This window comes from Hathewaya histolytica, assembly GCF_901482605.1.
GTDB classification, from domain to species: domain Bacteria; phylum Bacillota; class Clostridia; order Clostridiales; family Clostridiaceae; genus Hathewaya; species Hathewaya histolytica.
In genome coordinates, this window is sequence record NZ_LR590481.1 from 803,377 (window position 1) to 823,011 (window position 19,635).

General features: G+C 29.1%; 18 protein-coding genes. 12 read left to right on the forward strand and 6 right to left on the reverse strand.

Features of this window, described 5'->3' with window-relative positions:
* Positions 1-30: 30 nt before the first annotated feature.
* The 3 genes from FGL08_RS03760 to FGL08_RS03770 form a co-directional block, all read right to left on the reverse strand.
* Positions 31-660, reverse strand: coding sequence for a hypothetical protein (locus tag FGL08_RS03760; RefSeq protein ID WP_138209502.1), 630 nt, complete (start codon positions 658-660; stop codon positions 31-33).
* Between the two features lie 35 nt (positions 661-695).
* Positions 696-1,646: a hypothetical protein gene (locus FGL08_RS03765; protein ID WP_138209503.1), complete on the reverse strand. Its 951-nt coding sequence runs from the start codon at positions 1,644-1,646 to the stop codon at positions 696-698.
* 283 nt (positions 1,647-1,929) lie between these two features.
* Positions 1,930-2,139 (reverse strand): cold-shock protein, encoded by a 210-nt coding sequence (locus FGL08_RS03770; RefSeq protein ID WP_138209504.1) that lies wholly within the window; start codon positions 2,137-2,139, stop codon positions 1,930-1,932.
* A gap of 195 nt (positions 2,140-2,334) precedes the next feature.
* On the opposite strand from FGL08_RS03770, the gene recQ reads away from it, so the two are divergent.
* From recQ to FGL08_RS03795, 5 genes are all read left to right on the forward strand, one after another.
* Positions 2,335-4,503 carry a DNA helicase RecQ gene (gene recQ / locus FGL08_RS03775; RefSeq protein WP_138209505.1) on the forward strand — a complete coding sequence of 723 codons (2,169 nt, stop codon included), beginning with the start codon at positions 2,335-2,337 and terminating at the stop codon, positions 4,501-4,503.
* 148 nt (positions 4,504-4,651) lie between these two features.
* On the forward strand, positions 4,652-5,791 hold the full coding sequence (locus FGL08_RS03780; protein ID WP_138209506.1) for an efflux RND transporter periplasmic adaptor subunit: 1,140 nt from the start codon (positions 4,652-4,654) through the stop codon (positions 5,789-5,791).
* Complete coding sequence (locus FGL08_RS03785) at positions 5,784-6,467, forward strand: ABC transporter ATP-binding protein (protein ID WP_138209507.1); 684 nt, start codon at positions 5,784-5,786, stop codon at positions 6,465-6,467. The genes FGL08_RS03780 and FGL08_RS03785 overlap by 8 nt, the downstream gene beginning before the upstream one ends.
* Before the next feature lie 2 nt (positions 6,468-6,469).
* Positions 6,470-7,651 carry an ABC transporter permease gene (locus FGL08_RS03790; protein ID WP_138209508.1) on the forward strand — a complete coding sequence of 394 codons (1,182 nt, stop codon included), beginning with the start codon at positions 6,470-6,472 and terminating at the stop codon, positions 7,649-7,651.
* A 76-nt stretch (positions 7,652-7,727) separates the two neighbouring features.
* Positions 7,728-8,081 (forward strand): Spx/MgsR family RNA polymerase-binding regulatory protein, encoded by a 354-nt coding sequence (locus FGL08_RS03795; protein ID WP_138209509.1) that lies wholly within the window; start codon positions 7,728-7,730, stop codon positions 8,079-8,081.
* A 152-nt stretch (positions 8,082-8,233) separates the two neighbouring features.
* Here the strand turns inward: FGL08_RS03795 and FGL08_RS03800 are convergent, their stop codons facing one another.
* A complete protein-coding gene (locus tag FGL08_RS03800) occupies positions 8,234-9,415 on the reverse strand; it encodes a dicarboxylate/amino acid:cation symporter (RefSeq protein WP_138209510.1) in 1,182 nt (393 codons plus the stop codon).
* A gap of 333 nt (positions 9,416-9,748) precedes the next feature.
* Between FGL08_RS03800 and FGL08_RS03805 the strand changes: the two genes are divergently transcribed.
* On the forward strand, positions 9,749-11,161 hold the full coding sequence (locus FGL08_RS03805) for an aspartate ammonia-lyase (protein ID WP_138209511.1): 1,413 nt from the start codon (positions 9,749-9,751) through the stop codon (positions 11,159-11,161).
* Positions 11,162-11,310: 149 nt separating this feature from the next.
* Positions 11,311-12,201, forward strand: a complete 891-nt coding sequence (locus FGL08_RS03810) for a hypothetical protein (protein ID WP_138209512.1) — start codon at positions 11,311-11,313, stop codon at positions 12,199-12,201.
* An 84-nt stretch (positions 12,202-12,285) separates the two neighbouring features.
* On the opposite strand, the gene FGL08_RS03815 is transcribed toward FGL08_RS03810, so the two are convergent.
* A complete protein-coding gene (locus tag FGL08_RS03815) occupies positions 12,286-13,050 on the reverse strand; it encodes an exodeoxyribonuclease III (RefSeq protein WP_138209513.1) in 765 nt (254 codons plus the stop codon).
* Between the two features lie 175 nt (positions 13,051-13,225).
* Between FGL08_RS03815 and FGL08_RS03820 the strand changes: the two genes are divergently transcribed.
* From FGL08_RS03820 to FGL08_RS03840, 5 genes are all read left to right on the forward strand, one after another.
* Positions 13,226-13,831: a hypothetical protein gene (locus tag FGL08_RS03820; protein WP_138209514.1), complete on the forward strand. Its 606-nt coding sequence runs from the start codon at positions 13,226-13,228 to the stop codon at positions 13,829-13,831.
* 144 nt (positions 13,832-13,975) lie between these two features.
* Positions 13,976-15,256: a glycoside hydrolase family 18 protein gene (locus FGL08_RS03825; protein WP_138209515.1), complete on the forward strand. Its 1,281-nt coding sequence runs from the start codon at positions 13,976-13,978 to the stop codon at positions 15,254-15,256.
* A gap of 199 nt (positions 15,257-15,455) precedes the next feature.
* Positions 15,456-16,229, forward strand: coding sequence for an SDR family NAD(P)-dependent oxidoreductase (locus FGL08_RS03830; RefSeq protein WP_138209516.1), 774 nt, complete (start codon positions 15,456-15,458; stop codon positions 16,227-16,229).
* A gap of 95 nt (positions 16,230-16,324) precedes the next feature.
* A complete protein-coding gene (locus tag FGL08_RS03835) occupies positions 16,325-17,275 on the forward strand; it encodes a carbohydrate kinase family protein (protein WP_138209517.1) in 951 nt (316 codons plus the stop codon).
* Between the two features lie 61 nt (positions 17,276-17,336).
* Positions 17,337-18,209 (forward strand): tRNA 2-thiocytidine biosynthesis TtcA family protein, encoded by an 873-nt coding sequence (locus tag FGL08_RS03840; RefSeq protein ID WP_138209518.1) that lies wholly within the window; start codon positions 17,337-17,339, stop codon positions 18,207-18,209.
* 145 nt (positions 18,210-18,354) lie between these two features.
* Here FGL08_RS03840 and FGL08_RS03845 read toward each other — a convergent pair whose 3' ends face one another.
* The gene (locus FGL08_RS03845; protein WP_138209519.1) at positions 18,355-19,551 is read right to left on the reverse strand and encodes an amidase domain-containing protein; all 1,197 of its coding nucleotides are present in this window, start codon (positions 19,549-19,551) and stop codon (positions 18,355-18,357) included.
* Positions 19,552-19,635: the final 84 nt, after the last annotated feature.

Below are 19,635 nucleotides of genomic sequence, written 5' to 3' on the forward strand. Positions count from 1 at the left end.
TTTACGTATTCCTGGCTTAAAATTAAATGATTACAATTTTGCTGTTGATGGTGTTGGGCATGGCTTAGTAAGTGTAACTGAAACTTCTACTTTTACAATTGATATACCAGTGCAACTAGTACATACTTCTTTTACTTTGGCAGTAGGTGTACCTGATATAAATCCTGTTTGTGGCGGGCATGGAAAACAGACATCAGGGCAGGAGAAACATCTCACTGAATCAATTAATTCACAACCTGAGAAACACGCTGTAACAGTTTTATTTCTTCTAGGAATATTTGCAAGAAATTCTATGCAACCTATATAGCTATATCTATTTAAGCATACATTGCAAGGAATTTTACCAGATTGCATGCATGGGTCCGGTACCTCTACATCAACTGAGCATTTATCAATAACACATCTTAAATTCTCATTTGATACCTCTATAGGTACGTTAGCGCCTACCATGGGAGCAGGGTCTTTTATACAAGTTTGAAACTCGAATGTTATTGTACTTCTGCAGTCGGGTGTATCGCAGGGTTCACAATCACATCCCATTGCTAATTCATCATGAGCATCAGACTCGTCTAGTTGAGTTTCAAACGCTTTTATTTTATTTTCAATTGTTTCTATATCTTCCTCTAACTTATTTGTTTTATTAAAAAAATCTAAGAACATATAATTCGTCCTCCTTTATTATATAATTTTTTAAGTTATAGAATATAAACACCTCTACAAGGTCTTACAGTTACATTAGGTCCTTCTAGATTTCCAATCACGGCATCACCAATAGTAGCTGTTACTCTGTTAAATTTATGAGTACCTGAAGTTGTATAAAAACCATTTACAGTATAATTGAAAGTTTTAGTTTCACCAGTACTAAAATTTTGGTTAGGGAAAGTATGAATAGTGGGATCTCCTGTTACAAATGGTGGTAGAATATTATCAGTTATAGTAACACCAGTTAGTGCTTGTCCTGAAATATTTGTTACCTTAATTTCAACATTGAAATCTGTTGGGGTATTACAATCAACTGTATTAGGAGTAACAGTTTTCTCTATTCGAACTTTCTCTACTGGTGGTCTAATAGCATCTCCACATAGATTTGGGTCAGTATTTCCATATGGTTGTGGAGTTTCTTGATTTATATTATTTGAATTTCTTGAAGTAAATCCACAATATATTAATGATTGATTAAAGAAGTTTTCGGGAAAACAAGAAAGTGGAATCTTAAAATCTAAGAAATAATTCTGAGATCCGAATAAATTAGAATCTGCTGCACTTACTATAACATTAGTACCAAGAACCAAAGGGGATGTACATACTGGCATTCCTACAAAAGGATTATTAATATTTGCTACATATACTTGAACTGCAACGGGTGGTTCATTAGCTCCCTTTTTTCCGTTTACCCTTACAGTAAACAGAGGATTACCTTGAGCATTTTTTATTAAAATTCCCCATACGCTATTTTCAAGTTCATCCCCTTGATTATCCAATGGGTTGCACCTAAGTCTCATTCTAAAATAAACAAATTCATTATCTCTTGCAGTAAAAAGTCCTGGAAAGTTTTGATTACCGACTATATCAATACCGCATCGGCCATTTCCCGGGAATCTTTGCAAAGGTTTATTATTTATAATCTGCCAATTTACGTTAAACATATTATTTCTCCTTTTTTATAGGTTATAATTACTTCACAAAATTTATAAATATTGATTTTTGTTGAGTATCATTATATTCTATGAAAATAAATACAAAGTGTTATATGTATATTTAGCTTGAAGTTGTTAAAAACATATAAGAATGTTTTTAAATTAAAATGAGAGTATGCAGATAAATTTTTAGTTATTTGCATACTCTCACTTTCTACTTATTATGAAGTTATATACCTAAATAAAATTTTATAAACTTAGACTTTAAAATTCTAATAAAATATTTAATATATTACATTTTTTGAACATTTATAGCCATAGGACCTTTTTCTTTTTCTACCACATCAAATTGCACTTGCTCACCTTCATGTAAGTCTTTATCATTACCTTTCTCTTTTACTGAAGATAAATGAACATACACATCTTTTCCAGCATTACCAGATATAAAACCGTAACCTTTATTATTATCAAACCATTTTACAACGCCAGTATACGTGCTCATAAAAACAACTCCTTAGAAAATAATATTTCGTTTAATTAGTATTACCTAAAGTGTTTTAAATATGTGCTATGGAACTATGTAAATGTGTGATTTGTAAGATTCTATAATTTTAAATTGTATTCTTATAATTTGTATAAAGGTATAGCTATAAGATATAATTACAGGTATGAATAAACTTAAAGGGTGTGAAATTTTTTGAGTAATAAATCCTTAGAAATTTTAAACAAATGTTACGGTTACTCCCATTTTCGTAAGGGGCAAGAAGAGATAATAAATGAAATTGTAAGTGGAAGAGATGTAGCTTGTATAATGCCAACTGGTGGAGGAAAGAGCATATGCTACCAAATACCTGCACTGATTATGTCTTCTGTAACATTAGTTATAAGTCCACTTATTTCACTTATGAAGGACCAAGTAGATAGTTTAAGGGTTCTCGGTATTGAAGCAGATTATATAAATAGTTCATTAGGTAATTGTGAAATAATGGATATCATGAATAGGCTTAAAAATAATGAAATAAAAATACTTTATATAGCACCAGAAAGATTGGATTCTAAGGAGTTTCTAAATGCTATAAGCAATGTAGAGATATCCTTAATTGCTATAGATGAGGCTCACTGTGTGTCTCAATGGGGACATGATTTTAGATTAAGTTATAAAAATGTAAATAAATTCATTTCTCTATTAAGAAATAGACCAGTGGTGGCTGCTTTTACCGCAACTGCTACAGAAGAAGTAAGAGAAGATATTATATCTTTACTAGGATTAAAAGAACCTAAGGTTTTTGTAACAGGATTTAATAGGGAAAATTTAGAGATTAAAGTGTTAAAAGGTATAAATAAAAAATCTTATATATTAGATTATATAGAAAATTATAAAGATGAAAGTGGAATAATTTATGCAGCTACTAGAAAAGAATGCGATTCTCTACATGAATATTTAAATGATAAGGGCTTTTCAGTAGGAGTATATCATGCTGGTTTAAGTAATGAGGAGAGAATTAAAACTCAAGAAGATTTTGTTTATGATAATATAAACATAATTGTGGCTACGAATGCTTTTGGTATGGGGATAGATAAATCTAATGTGAGATTTGTCATTCATTATAATATTCCTAAAAATATAGAAAGTTATTACCAGGAAATAGGTAGAGCAGGAAGAGATGGAGAACCAAGCACTTGTATTCTTTTATTTTCACCAGGCGATATTCATACTCAAAAGTATTTAATAGATATGAGTATTGGAAATCCAGATAGAAAGGTAAATGAATATAAAAAGCTCCAAACCATGGTGGATTTAGTTTATACTACCTCCTGTTATAAGTCTTTTATATTAAATTATTTCGGAGAAGAAAGTGAAGTTGGATGTAAGAATTGCAGTAATTGTAATTTAGAGGGGGAGCTAGTGGATAGAACCATAGATGCACAAAAGGTACTTTCTTGCATTTATAGAATGAAAAGACCTTATGGAACTACTATGATAGTAGATGTTTTAAGAGGTTCTACTAATAAAAAGCTTATATCTGTAGGGTTAAATGAATTAAGTACTTATGGTATAGTGAAAAATCATACAAAAGATGCTCTAAAGGAATTTATAAATACACTAATATCCCATAGGTTTATAGATTATATAGAGGGAGAATACCCTGTTGTAAAATTAAATGAACTATCTTATAAGGTTTTAAAAGGGGAGGAGAAGGTTCTACTAAAAGAGATTGTAAAAGTGAAAAAGGTTTCTAAAAATAATGAACTCTATGAACTTTTAAGGGAAGTTAGAAAAGAAATTGCAAAATCAGAAGGAGTACCACCATATGTAGTATTTGGAGATAGTTCATTAAAAGATATGAGTACTAGATACCCTATGACTTCGGAACAATTTTTGGATATAACAGGAGTAGGTGAAAGTAAAAAGGAAAAGTACGGGGAGAGATTTTTATCTGTCATATGTGACTATGTTGAAACTAATGATATAAAAGCTAAATGGGAATATCATAAAGAAAACAAAAAATCTTCAAAAACTTCAAAGTCTACAAGTGGAGATAAGAATAAAGAGAAATCTAGTGATGTAACTATAAAAATGCTAAGAGAGAAATCTTTAGAAGAAGTTGCAAAGGAAAGAGGTATACTTCTTGGAACTATTTTTTCACATATTAAAGAATATATAAAGGAAAACAGTATTTTAGATTTTACTATAGATTTTAGCGGACTTTTAGAAAGTAATAGAGAGGAAGTAATTTTAAGGGCTATAGATAAAGTTGGTTATGAACGATTAAAACCTATAAAAGATGAAGTATCATCTGATGTAAGTTATGATGAAATTAGGGCTGTAATATTAAAGAACTTTTTTATTAAGGAAGCCAGATAGAATTAAGTATAATTTTTTCTAATTATATTATTTTTAATATATATTTATTAATAAGTTTACATAGATTACTAAAATTGTTATAATACAAATGTATAATATTGTTAAAATGTAATGGTTAGTAACATTAAAAATATAAGGTGGGGATTATATGAAGAAAAAGTATATAATTATAGGGAGTATTGTCGGGGTTATACTTTTATCACTAGCTTCTTTTTTCATTATTAAAAGCAATAAAATAGGAAATAAGAAGATAAAAGCTGAAAAATACACTATTCCAGAAAGACAGAAAGTTTTCATAGATGGAATAGTGTTGCCAGAGAAAACCAAAGAATATTTCGGGGATCCAACCAAGGGTAAAGTAGACAAAATTAGTGTTAAAAATGGTCAATATGTAAAAAAAGGAGAAGTATTATTTACATATAAAAATGATACTGTATCAAATCAAATTGATGAAATTGAAAGACAAGTAAATGGTCGCAAAAAAGAAAGAAGACTTATGAAAGAAAAACAAGATGAAATAAAGAGAAATACACCTACTGCAAATAGTGATAGTATGGTAAATTCCTTAAGTGGAGATCAGGGACAGAAAATTTTGGCTCAAAATAATGCAAGTTCTAAATTATCTAATATTGAAAGTAAGTACTCTTTTACTACCATAGATAATCAAATAGAAGAACTTAATAATCAAATAGAAAATTTAAAGGATAAGGAATATACAAAAGTAATTTCAGAGTTTGAAGGTACAGTTTATGTAAATGAGGAAAGTGCTCAAAAAAATCAGCCATTAGTATCTGTACAGACAAATAAATTATATGTTAAAGGTAAGGTAAGTGAAAGAGATATACAAAAGATAAAGTTAAAGGATAAAGTAGAAGTTCTAATACTTCACAATAATAAAACCCTAAAGGGAAGTATTAGTAAAATAGATTTAAAACCAATAGGGAATGACGTTCCGATGCCTAATATGACACAAGGTGGACAAGCTAATTTGTCTTATTATAATGTAGATATGAAGTTAGATTCAACTGAAGGTATTCTTGAAGGGTTTCATGTACAAAGTACAGTTAATTTAGGAGATTCTAAAATTAAAATACCTAAAACTTCTGTTATAAATGAAAATGGTTCAGATTTTACTTATAAAGTTGTTGATGGTAAAACTGTTAAGACGAAAGTGGTTAAGGGTAAGGAAGAAGGAAATGATGTTATAATATCATCTGGAATAAGTTATGGAGATACAATTATAAAAGAAGTTAATAGTAAGATGAAAGAGGGAGAGCAGGTTGAATAAGGTTATTGAACTAAAAGATATAAATAAGTTCTATAAATTAGGAAAAGGTAAATTACATGCTCTAAAATCCATAAACTTAGTTATTGAAGAAGGAGATTTTCTTATGATAACAGGAAAATCTGGAAGTGGGAAAACTACCTTAATGAATGTACTAGCATTTTTAGATACTTTCAACAAAGGAGAATATTTATTTAAAGAAAAAAATGTTACTCATATGATTGAGGATGAAAGATGTGAGTTTAGAAATAAATATATAGGCTTTATTTTTCAACAGTTTCATTTAATTCAATCACTAACTGTAGGCCAAAATGTAGAGTTACCCCTTTTATATGGAGGAGGATTGAACAAATCAGAGCGTAGGGAAAGGGTAATTACACATTTAAAAGAAGTAGGTCTTGAGGATAAGGTAAATCAGAAACCCTTTGAATTATCAGGAGGACAACAACAAAGAGTTGCCATAGCTAGGGCACTGGTAAATTCTCCATCTATAATATTCGCTGATGAGCCAACAGGGGCTTTGGATAGTGAAACTGGAACAGATATAATGAATTTATTAAAAAAACTTAATAAAGATGGTAAAACTATTGTAATGGTTACCCATGATTTAGATTTAAAGTTTTATGCTAATAAAGTAATCGTTATATCTGATGGAAAAGTAGTAAAGGAAGGTGAGTAACTATGAATTTGATTAATTTATTAAAGAATTCCTTATTAGCCTTAAAGGCTCATAAGATAAGAGTTTTTTTAACTATGATTGGCATAATAATAGGTATAAGTTCTGTAGTTACTATACTTTCTATAGGGGATGGATTAAAGTATCAGGTTACAAAGTCTGTATCAGATACAAATACTAATAAATTCACTATATATTTTGAAAATGAAAATCCTTCAAGAAATACTATGTATGGAGAAAATTTTTCGAAAAATGATTTAAATGCGTTAAAATCAATTGATGGTGTTGAGAAGGCAGAAAAAGATAGCGGTGGTTTTGGTGGTGGAGATACAGTAATGGCACCTGCAAGTTACTTTGATAGGAGTAATACCCTTTTTATAAGTATTTATAAAAGTGGAAAATTAAATGTATCTTACGGAAGAAGTTTTAAAGAAAGTGATAAAGGGAAAAATTTTATAGTTTTAAATTATAAGGAATGTAAAAACTTTTTTGAGGAACCAAAAGAAGCTATAGGAAAGGCTATAAATATTAATGGTTCTAACTTTGAAGTTATAGGTGTCCTAAAAGATGATAAAGGCAGTTTTATGCCATTAAATAGTACTATTCTTGAAGAATCTAAAGATGCAATTAAGCAAGATACTAATTTTAATATGATAATGATAGTGCCAAGAGCTAGAGCTGATAAGAAAAAGATATTTGAAGAGGCTAAAAAGATTTTGAAACAACTTCATCCTGAGTTAAAGGGTGAATATAAAATGCAGGACCCAAATGAAATAACAAAGGTTTTTGAACAAATTATAGATAGTATAACTATGTTCATTGCTTGTGTAACCGGAATATCTCTCTTTGTAGGGGGAGTTGGAGTTATGAATATAATGTATGTATCTGTATCTGAAAGAAAAAGAGAAATAGGAATTAGAAGAGCAATAGGAGCTAAGCCTAAAAGTATACTACTGCAGTTTCTATTTGAGGCGGTACTAGTAACTATGATAGGTGGGTTAATAGGGGTTTTATTAGGATTCTTATTATCGCAAATAATAGGATTATTATTACCATTTAAACCTATACTAACATTTAAAAATTTCTTTGTGGCAACGTTATTCTCTGTATTAACAGGAGTTATATTTGGAATAATCCCAGCTAATAAGGCGGCAAAATTACCTCCTATAAAGGCTATATACAAATAAGATTATATAAATTAAATCTTAAATTTATATATAAATTATTTATTCTAAGATGATATAATGTATTCGAGGTGATTTTATGGAAACTTTATTTGTAGAATATCCAAAGTGTACTACTTGCAAGAAAGCAAAAAAGTGGTTATGTGAAAATAACATAGAATTTAAAGAAAGACATATAGTCGAAGATAATCCTACTAAGGAAGAATTAAAGAAATGGATAGAAATAAGTGGACTTCCTATAAATAAATTCTTTAATACTTCAGGTAAATTATATAGGGAAATGAATTTAAAAGACAAAATAAAAAATTGTAGTGAAGAGGAGTTAATAGGAATTCTATCAACTGATGGAATGCTTGTTAAAAGACCTATATTAGTTATGGAGAATAAGGTTTTAGTAGGTTTTAAGGAGGAACAGTATAAGGAAATTGTATAAAATTTGTCTATTATATAAAATTAGACTCATACTTAATTTAATTATTAGGTATGAGTCTTTTTTTATCACTTTATACATGCTTTATAGCATGTACTTTCATATCTTTTATGATTTATACAAGTTACTTCTTAATATTTACATGGATTTTCATATTATACTTTAGTATTTTTTACTTGAAGTTTATTTTTAAAGGCATCTACTACAATTGCTATAGCGTTATCTCCAGATATATTACAAGCAGTTCCAAAGCTATCCTGAGTTATATAGAGAGCTATCATAAGTGATAGTTGTGCTTCTGTAAAACCTAAAGTGGATTGAAGAACTCCTAGTGCTGCCATTACTGCACCACCAGGAACACCAGGAGCAGCTACCATAGTAACACCAAGCATACATATAAATGCCGAAATTTGAGGAATACTTGGTGATTGATTGTTTAATAGCATTATAGCAGTTGCACAAGCAGTCAAAGTTATAATACTTCCAGATAAATGGATGGTAGAGCAAAGAGGAATTACAAATTCTCTAATGCTTTTTGAAACTCCGTTATTTTCTGCACATTGTAAGTTTACAGGAATGGTTGCGGCAGAAGATTGTGTTCCTAATGCTGTTAAATATCCAGGAATTTGATTTTTTAAACATTGTATTAGATTTTTCTTCCCTATAACAGAAGCTAGGGCAAACTGACCTACGATTATAATTAAATGCATAAGGAGAATAATTAAAAATACTTTCCAAAATACAGATAATATTTTACCTACCTCTCCTGCATAAGTCATGTTGGCAAATATACCCATTATGTGTATAGGTAGAAGTGGTATTATGGCTTTTGATATTGTTTTTTTCATTATCTCTTGAAATTCTAAAGAGATATTATGAAGAGTTTTTTGTTTTATAGATGCGATACCCAGTCCTAATAAGAATGCAAGTACTAAGGCTGTCATTACAGGCATTAGTGGTGGCATTTCCATCTTGAATAAAGGAGCTAATAGCTTTTCTTCAGGATTAGCAGCATTACCTATAGATTGAGTAGCTTTTATAAACTTAGGAAAAATATTATAAGATACAAAGAATGAGAAGAATCCTGAAATTAACGTTGATATATAAGCGAGTAATGTTGTTATAGCTAGCATTTTACCTGCACCAATTCCAAGGTCGGCTATCCCTGCCACTATAAATCCTAGTATTATAAGAGGAATTACGAAGTTTAAAAAGTTGCCAAATATGGAGTTAAAGGTTGCTAAAACTTGTACTATAAATTTGTTTGTAAAATTACCTATCAATATACCCATTAATATGGCGGCTATTAATTTGGGGATTAGGCCCATTTTTTTCATGAAATCACCTCTTTTTAATTTTTTATTAAATGAAAGTGTTGGAGTATATTATATCAAATGTGTATACAATAATACAAGGAGTAATATTCGCAAAATAAAACATATTCAGAAATAAGTTTAAGAAAAACACTTAATAATTAAAAAGAAAAATTAAACTTATTCAAATTAAATAAAAGTTAACTAAAAACTTGCAGTAGTCATATGGCATTAAATAAAAATGCAAGAAAAACATTCAAAACCACTTGTGTTTATTTTTCATAGTATTATAATATATATGAAGGATTTAATTCATTTTTATATCTTATATATGTTAAATAATTGGAGGGGTTTTTGATGCAATATAGAATTGAAAGTGATTCAATAGGTACAAAAGAATTATCTAAAGATGCATATTATGGAGTTCAAACTTTAAGGGGATGTGAGAACTTCAGAATAACAGGGCATAATATGAATAAACAGTTTATAATAAGCCTTGCAGAAGTTAAAAAAGCATCAGCTATAACTAATGGAGAAGTTAATCTTTTAGATAAAGATGTAAAAGAAGCTATGGTTAAAGCATGTGATGAGATTATATCAGGAAAATTACATGAAGATTTTATAGTAGACCCTATACAAGGCGGGGCAGGCACTTCTGCTAATATGAATGTGAATGAAGTAATTGCAAATAGAGCGGGAGAACTTTTAGGCGGAGAAAAAGGTGCTTATGATAGGGTTCATCCAAATGATCATGTTAATATGGGACAATCTACTAACGATGTTATTCCAACAGCAGGTAAGATTACTACAATAAATTTAATAGGTAAAGCTTTAGAAAAGTTAAAAGAATTAAGAGAAGCTCTTCATTTAAAGGGAGAGGAATTTGATGATGTTATAAAAATGGGAAGAACTCAGATGCAGGATGCTGTGCCTATTAGATTAGGTCAAGAATTTAAGGCATATAGTTCAGTTATAAAAAGAGATATTATAAGAATAGAAAAATCTATGGAAGATTTAAAAATTGTAAACATGGGCGGTACAGCTATAGGAACAGGTATAAATGCCGATGCAGATTATTTTGAAAAGGTAGTTCCAAATCTTGTGAAAGTTACAGGTTTAGATTTAAAACAAGCAGAAGATTTAGTAGATTCAACTCAAAACTTAGATGCTTTTGTAGCAGTATCAGGGGCTATTAAAACTTGTGCAGTAAACCTATCAAAAATAGCTAATGACTTAAGGCTTATGTCTTCTGGACCAAGAACAGGATTTGGTGAAATTAATCTTCCAGCAAAACAAAATGGTTCTTCAATTATGCCGGGAAAAGTTAATCCTGTAATACCTGAGGTAGTTAGCCAAGTTGCTTTCAACATCATAGGAAATGATATGACTATTACTATGGCAGCAGAAGCAGGACAATTAGAACTTAATGCCTTCGAGCCAGTAGTATTCTATAATTTATTTGAATCTATTGAAACTTTAACTAATGGAGTAGATACATTTACTAAAAATTGTATTGTAGGCATAACTGCAAATAAAGAAAGATGTAAGTCTTTAGTGGAAAATAGTGTAGGAATAATTACAGCTATTTGTCCTCACGTAGGCTATGCTGAAGCTGCTAAAATAGCTAAAACAGCCATAAAAACAGGAGAACCTGTAAGAAAAATAGCTATAGAAGAGGGCATATTTAAGGAAGCTGAACTAGATAAAATACTTAACCCAAAAGAAATGACTGAACCAGGAATACCAGCAAAAGAGCTTATTTTAAAATAGTTTATGGAATGTATATCCCTAGTACATAATATTGTATTAGGGATTTTTATAAGTTTATAGTGTAACTGTAATAAATTTGTAGCAATTTTTGTTATTATATAAAATATAATTATATATAATGATATGTATTATATTTAGGAGTTGCTATAATGAAGAAAATTTCAAAGATAGTGTTAATATCAATATTTATTTTTATGGTTATAGGTGCAGTTGTATATGGTATATTAAATAAAAACATTTTATTAGTAAAAAATACTAGTATTATAGATAAAAATAATGTAGAGGATCTAAATAATAATAAAAAAATAGATAAGAAGAATCTTCAAGATAAAAATAAAACAAAAATTCCTCCACAAGGAGACCATAAAAATGATGCACCAAAAGAAAAAGATATTAATAAAGATGATTTAAAGAAAAATAATAATGAAAGTTTACCAAAAAAATCACAAAATAAAAAGTATATAAAGGAAAACAGTGATTCCCTAAATTCTGAAAGAAAATATAATAAATCAAAAGAAGATATAAAAAAAGGGACTGAAGATCAAGTAAAAGATAAAAAGGATAAAAACAATAAGAATAATATTAATCAAGATCCTAAGAGCAACGAAAATAATTCTACTTTAAGTAAAAGCGATATTTTAAGAAAATATAATGATGTTATAGACTTTTGGTATTCCTACGTTGAGAATTTTGAAGGTGTAAAGATTAAAGATATTAGGAATATACTGTGCTATGAGACTCCTAAATTTAAAGAAAAAGATGAGATAAGGCAGGCTTTTAAAAAGTATTTCATAGATAGTGAAGCAAAGAGAATTTCTGATACTATAGCTATAGAGGAGAATAAAAAACTATATATAGTTGTGGGGAATGCTGGAAATATTATAAGACTTTATGAAGATAGTGTATCAGAATTTAAAGCTATTCAGCAAAGGAATGAAATAAAAGTATCTTTATTTTGTAAGAAAAAGATTTCAAATATCAGTTTTACTCTTAGATTACATAATGGGAACTGGGTGTTTACCAAATGTTGGTTATTGTAATTAGGAGTTTCATAATGCTTTAATAAAAGAGTTAATAATAAAAATAAGTTGATTTTATTATTAACTCTTTTACAATTTAGTAGATTAATCTTCTATTTCTATAGTAACGGGGCAATGGTCAGAACCCACAACTTCGTTTAAAATTCCTGCATCTGTTATTTTATATAGCAGGTTATTTGATACAAAGTGATAATCTATTCTCCAACCAGCATTTCTTTCTCTTGCCTTAAATCTATAACTCCACCAAGAATATTTAATTTCATCTTTATTAAAATACCTAAAAGTATCTGTATATCCATTAGATATAAACTTATCAATCCAAGCTCTTTCTATAGGTAAAAATCCAGAAGTTTTCTCATTAGCTTTGGCATTTTTTATGTCCATTTCAGTATGAGCTGTATTATAATCTCCACATATTATAAGTTTTTTACCATTCTTAACTTCTTCATTACAATAATCTAAAATAGCATCATAAAATCTCATCTTATAGTCTAATCTTTGTTCGTTCATTTGGCCATTAGGGAAGTATATATTTAAAAGGGAGAAGTCTTCAAATTCAGTAATAACTATTCTTCCCTCAGAGTCAAATTCTTCAATACCAATACCATATTTAACTGAGATAGGTTCTTTTTTTGTAAAGATTGCAACACCACTATAACCTTTCTTTTGTGCAAAAGAGAAATATGAATAGTATCCAGGTATATGCTTAAGGGAATCAGTTAAATCTGCTTCTTGTAATTTTGTCTCTTGTATACATAGTATTTCAGGTTCATATTCAGAGAAGAAATCTAAAAAGTTTTTCTTCATTATGGATCTAAGTCCATTTACGTTCCAAGAATATATTTTCAATTTATTCACTCCTCAATTAATAATAATTATTAATAAAAGATTAAACTATTTTAGTACAAATTTCAACTTTATATATAATATTATCATAAACTACAGAGTTATTTTCAGTTAAATTTAGAGTTTATCAATAATTTTTGATATAATAAAAATATATACATATTAAGGAGTGAAAAAAATGAAGAAAAGAATTACCATACTTCTACTCTTATCATTAATGTTACTAACTTTTTCAGGATGTGGAGGTTCATCTTTAGATAAATTAAAAGAAAGTGCTAAACAATCTAAGCTTGAGGCTGACAAAAGTAGAGAATTTGCATATGAAAAGTTAAAAGAAGGACTTAAGAAGTATTTTGTTTTAAATGTTGAAAGAAGAAATCTATCTATTAAATATAAAGATCCTAAGGGATTAGTAGATGAGAAAACTAACAAACCAATAACTAATATGTGGGATATAAGTGCGGAAGTAAATAATGAGTCTTTAGGTAATATTATATATATTGAATGTATGTATAATGCTGATATTGATGATATGACTATGATGTACTTAGAAGATAATCAAAGGAGAACTGAGAAAAGAATAGACCCAAAAGAGGGAAAAGTAATTAGTGATAAATTTATAAAAGAAAAATTACCTAAAGTAAAAGATGTAAGCTTTATCAATGTAACTCAAGATAAAGAAAAAAATATAACTAAATATGAGTATTCTACAGAAGGTGGAAAAAAGCTCTTTATAGGGATTAATAATAATACTGAAAAAATTACGTTTTTTGAACTAAAATAAAAAGTTATAGCTTAATTATATTAAAAATTATTAAATCTTGCTTAATTTTAGGCAAGATTTAATTTTTTATAGGGGAATAAAATAGAACACTAAATAATTAGGAGAATATAATACCTATAGAAACACTTTAAGGAAGGGATAAGTTTGGAAATTTATGTAGTCAAACCTGGAGATAACTTATTTCTAATTGCTAGAAAATATGGGCTTACAGAAGATGAGATTATATCTGCTAATAAACTTGATAACCCTGATAACCTAGTTATAGGACAAAGTATAGTTATTCCAAGGAGAGAAAGAACTTATAGGGTAAATCCTGGGGATACACTGTGGAGTATATCAAGAAGGTTTAGAGTTCCTGTAGAAAGTATATTAGAATTAAATGGATTAAGTAGTAGTGATTATATATATCCAGGACAAGTAATCAGAATACCTGTAAAAGAAAGGCCATATGGGTCTATAGAAGTCAATGCTTTTATTCAACCAAGTACTAAAGAAAGAGAAGAACAGGTTTTACAAGGTACTATAGAATACTTAACGTATATTTCTCCTTTTAGCTATCACGTTAACAAAGATGGAAGTTTAACACCTATTAGAGATGAAACAATAATTTCTATAGCTAGACAAAACGGAGTGGCACCTATGCTATCTGTGAGTAATATAGCTGGTGCCAATTTTAGTACAGAAGTTATTCAACAAGTATTAAGTAGTGAAACTATACAAAATAATCTAATCAATAATATTTTATTTACTTTAAGAGAAAAAAATTACTATGGAGTTATTGTAGATTTTGAGAGAATTCCCCCAAACCAGAGAGAAGCTTATAATAACTTTTTAAGAAAACTAAAAGAAAAAATATGGCCACAATATAAAATAGCTGTAGCATTAGCGCCGAAGACCTATGATATAACAGAGGGAAGCTGGCATGGGGCTCATGATTATAAAACCATAGGTGATATTGCAGATTTTGTAATAATTATGACTTATGAATGGGGATGGTCTGGTGGACCACCTATGGCTGTTGCCCCTGTTAATCAGGTAGAAGAGGTTATAAAATATGCGACTTCTGTTATAAGTCCTAAAAAAATAATGATGGGTATGCCTTTTTATGGATACGATTGGACTCTACCATATATGCCAGGAGGAGAATTTGCAGAAGCTATAGGAAATAGAGAGGCTGTAGATAGGGCTAGAAAGTATGGAGCGGAAATAAAATATGATACTAAAAGTCAATCACCATATTACAATTATGTAGATGAAAATGGAAGACTTCATGTGGTTTGGTTTGAAGATTCAAGGAGTATAGCAGAAAAGTTAAAACTAGTTTATAGATATGGGTTAAGAGGCGTTAGTTATTGGGCGCTAGGTAAAAAGTTTCCTGAAAACTGGGAAGTTTTAGATAGACTATTTAAAATAGTGAGGAAATAATATAAAAATAAAACAAACCCTGTGTAAGTAGAATAGTTACAAGAAATACTGTAAAATCTACTTTACAGGGTGTTTTTAAGTTATATAAGAAACAAAATATAGAATGTTTAGTGCTATTTAATATGAATTTTAAATTTGTTTTCGTGTAATAAATTTTATATTGTAGTTAAATAGAATTATGTTATTTTGAGGTGAAATAATGGAAAATAAATTTACTATAATAACAGGTGCGACTTCAGGAATTGGCTATGAATTTGCAAAAATATTTGCATTAAATAATCATAATTTAATCCTTCATGGAAGAAATGAAAAACAACTAAAAAAATTAAAGGAAGAATTAGAGTTACATAATATAAAAGTTATAACCTATAAGGCTGATTTCACAGTAAAGGAGGATGTTGAGAACTTTGCAAAATATATAATTAGAGAAAAAATAAATGTAGAGTATCTAGTAAATAATGCTGGTGTAGGCAGTTTTGGAGAATTTCATAATATATCTAGTGAAAGGGACCTAGCCATAATAGATGTGAATATTATGGCGTTAACATATTTAACAAAATTACTTCTCCCCTTGATGATAGAAAGAAGATACGGCGGAATACTAAATATATCTTCTACAGCGGCATTTTCTCCAGGACCATACATGAATGTATATTATGCATCAAAAAGCTATGTTTTATCCTTCAGCAAGGCTTTAAGTGAAGAACTAAGAGGTACAGGTATATATGTATCTATATTATGTCCTGGGGCTACAGATACCAATTTTCAAAAAAGAGCTAAGGTAGAAAGGGGAGAGAAATTAGGAAATAAATTAATGAGTAAGGAAAAAGTAGCACAGTATGGATACAGAGGTTTTATGAATAAAAGGAAGGTTATAGTGCCAGGAATAAATAACAAACTACTAGTTATAATGTCTAAGATAATACCTGATGCAATACTTGTTAAGGTTATAAGGAGAGTAAACAAAAGTTAAATAATAGGAAGTACTTTCGAAATTACCTCTTCATATTTTCTTTTAAAATGTGATAAAATAATCTAGTCGACAATTTTGGAGGGTGGTAATTAAAAATGAACAAAAGTGAACCATATGTATTAGTATTAGGAGCTTCTGTAGTTGATATGTTTGGATTTTGTATTGAGAAATATAGCAAATGTAATTCCACACCAGGAGAAGTAAAGATGTCTTTTGGAGGTGTTTCTAGAAATATTGCAGAGAATATGGCAAGAGTAGGTGTTAAAACTAAATTTATATCCATATTAGGTGATGATGAAAAGGGAAATAGTATTATTCAACATTCGAGATATATGGGATATAATATGAGCGATTCCTTAATATTAAAAGGTGAATCAACACCAACATATATGGCAATTTTAGATGAAAAAGGTGAAATGATGTCTGCTGTTGCAGATATGAAGAGTATAACTAGGATTACACCTGAATTTATAGATTCCAAAGCAGAGATTATAGAGAATGCAGAGTATACATTTTTGGATACGGATAATCCTATAATATTAGAATATATACTTAAAAAGTTTCAAGGGAAAACAAGATTTGTCTTAGACCCAGTATCAGCTTGTAAAGCAGAAAAGGTAAAAGGTTTGGTTAAATATTTCCACACTGTAAAACCTAATAGATATGAAACAGAGGTTTTAACAGGAATAAAAATAAATAATACTGAAGATCTACAAAAAGCAACAGAATATTTTCATAAGCTAGGCGTTGAAAAGGTCTTTATAAGTTTAGATGAAGATGGAATCTTTTTCTCCGATGGAAAGAAAAAAGGTAAATTTAAAACAGAGGACGTAGAAGTAAAGAATGTTACAGGAGCTGGAGATGCTTTTGTTGCAGGGCTCGGATATGGATATATGAACGATTTATCTATAGAAGATACGGTTACATATGCCATAGCTATGGCGACTATAACTATATTGCATGAAGATACTATTCATCCAAGTATGAATGATAAACTTGTAAAGAAATACATAAGCAGCATAAAATGGAATAAATCAATTTTATAATAATTAAACAAATAGTACATAAATATGATATAATCATTTAGGATGAAAGGGAGGTGTTAAGATGAGTGGTATAGCAGGAGAAGGATGTGAAATTTTAGTTCCTTTTAATGAAAGAAAACCCTTAAAGGAAATAGAAAGAAGCATAATTACGAAGTACAGAAAGCATATATGGACTAAATTTATAAGAGCTATAAAGGATTACAAACTTGTACAAGAAGGGGATAAAATTCTAGTAGCTATATCTGGTGGAAAAGATAGCTTACTTCTTGCAAAGCTTTTTCAAGAGTTAAAGCGTCATGGTCAGATGAGCTTTGAATTAGAGTTTGTTTGTATGGACCCAGGATATCATCCGGATGTTAAAAAGTTATTAATAGAAAACTGTGAGTATTTAAATATACCTTTAAAGGTTTTTAATTCAGATATATTTCAAGTGGTTGATAACATAGCTAAGGATTACCCTTGCTATATGTGTGCTAGAATGAGAAGAGGAGCTCTTTACTCTAAGGCTGAAGAACTAGGATGTAATAAGGTAGCTTTAGGGCATCATTTTAATGACGCTATAGAAACTACACTTTTAAATGTTTTATATTCAGGTAATTTTAAAACAATGCTTCCTAGGTTAAAGTCTTCTAATTTTAAGGGAATAGAACTTATTCGTCCAATGTATTACATAGAAGAGGCATTTATAAAAAAGTTTACTCAAAAGAGTGGTATATTCCCTCTTAACTGTGCTTGTATGGTTGCAGCTAAAAAGATAGGGAATAAACGCTATGAAATTAAGGATTTAATTGAAAATCTTAAGAAGAATTTTGCCGATGTAGATAAATCTATATTTAGAGCTGCTGAAAATGTTAATATGGACTCTATAATAGGATGGCAAAAAGATGGGAAACAACATTCGTTTTTAGAAAATTTTGATGAAGATGAATTCTAATATATAATTTTTAAGTAAAAGAAAACAGTACTTATTTTATATACTTTTTAAATAATTAAAAATGATTTAAGGGTTATTTTTAATTATAATTTTTAAGTATAAAACTAAGTACTGTATTTTTATTTTAAAGTTCATATTGTTCTAACTATTTCATATGAATTAGATGGAAGTAGATATCCTTATCACCCCAACCTAAATCAAAAGGTACATGATATCTATCTACAGTATGAGAATTAATCATTGGGTATCCATGCGAATCAAAATTTGTTATTATGGCATTGTGATCTATATCATTTTTTTTAGCATATGCAATTATATCGCCTAACTCTAATTTTTCAAAATAAGGGTTAGTATTATTCTCAGATATTTTTATTAAATCATTAAATGATCCTTTTTTAACTAAACGTCCTTTTCCACTATATAATAAGTGATTTTTAAAAGCATCTGCATTAACCCAAGCAGCACTGCCTTCAGTACCACTATTAGGTACATTTATAGAATGCCATCCAGAACCATGTCTTAGACCACCACCATCGGAGTCACCTAAACATTGAGATATATAATTAGTACAATTTCCACCAATTCCGGTGAAGTTTTTATATTTTTTATTATATTTTGGGGTTTTGTTGCCTGTTGCCCAAGTAACACCGCAATATCTATCAGCATATTCAACAGCTTTCAACCTGTTATAGCTACCTTTTTTCACTTCTTTATATTCTAGTATATCTTTTTTAGGGAGTTTAGTGAAGTCATATTTTTGAGGTTTTGGTTTAGGGAGGGTGTTTTCTTTTAAGTCTATATTGTAGGCTTTTAGGCCATCTTCAAAACAATCTAAGTAATAGTCATTACATATTTTAAAAGATTTATTGATCTTTTTCAGTCTTAGATTATGAAAAAGGGCGACTCCAAACTGGTTTTCCTTAGGATTTTCTTCACCCTCATACACGTATTTAAAAATATATTCTTCATCTACCCTTATGTTTGCTATATGACCTTTATCAGTTATTTTTTTAATAGATGGTTTAGATGAAATTTCTGTAAACCTAATTCCTCTTTCAGATGCCCAATCTCTTAAGTACCTAAATCTACGTATTTCATGATCAAGAGAGTATTTACCATGATTTTGAGTAGTATCATAAAATTCTTTTATGGGCTTTAAATCACCAGAGAAGAATGTTTGATTTTTCGTATAAAAAAAAGAATGAATATAATCATTGTAATCTTCTTTAGTATATGAAGATTTACTATGTTCATTATTAGCATAAACTAATGGAATGTTATTAGCTAATAAAGAAAGACACATAAGACAAAGAATAAAATTTTTAATTATAGCCTTCCTCATATTGAGTACACTCCTTAAAAATATTTTCGTAAATAGTATTAGCTTATTGGCGAAAAATATAATAGGATTAATTGACCAGTATTT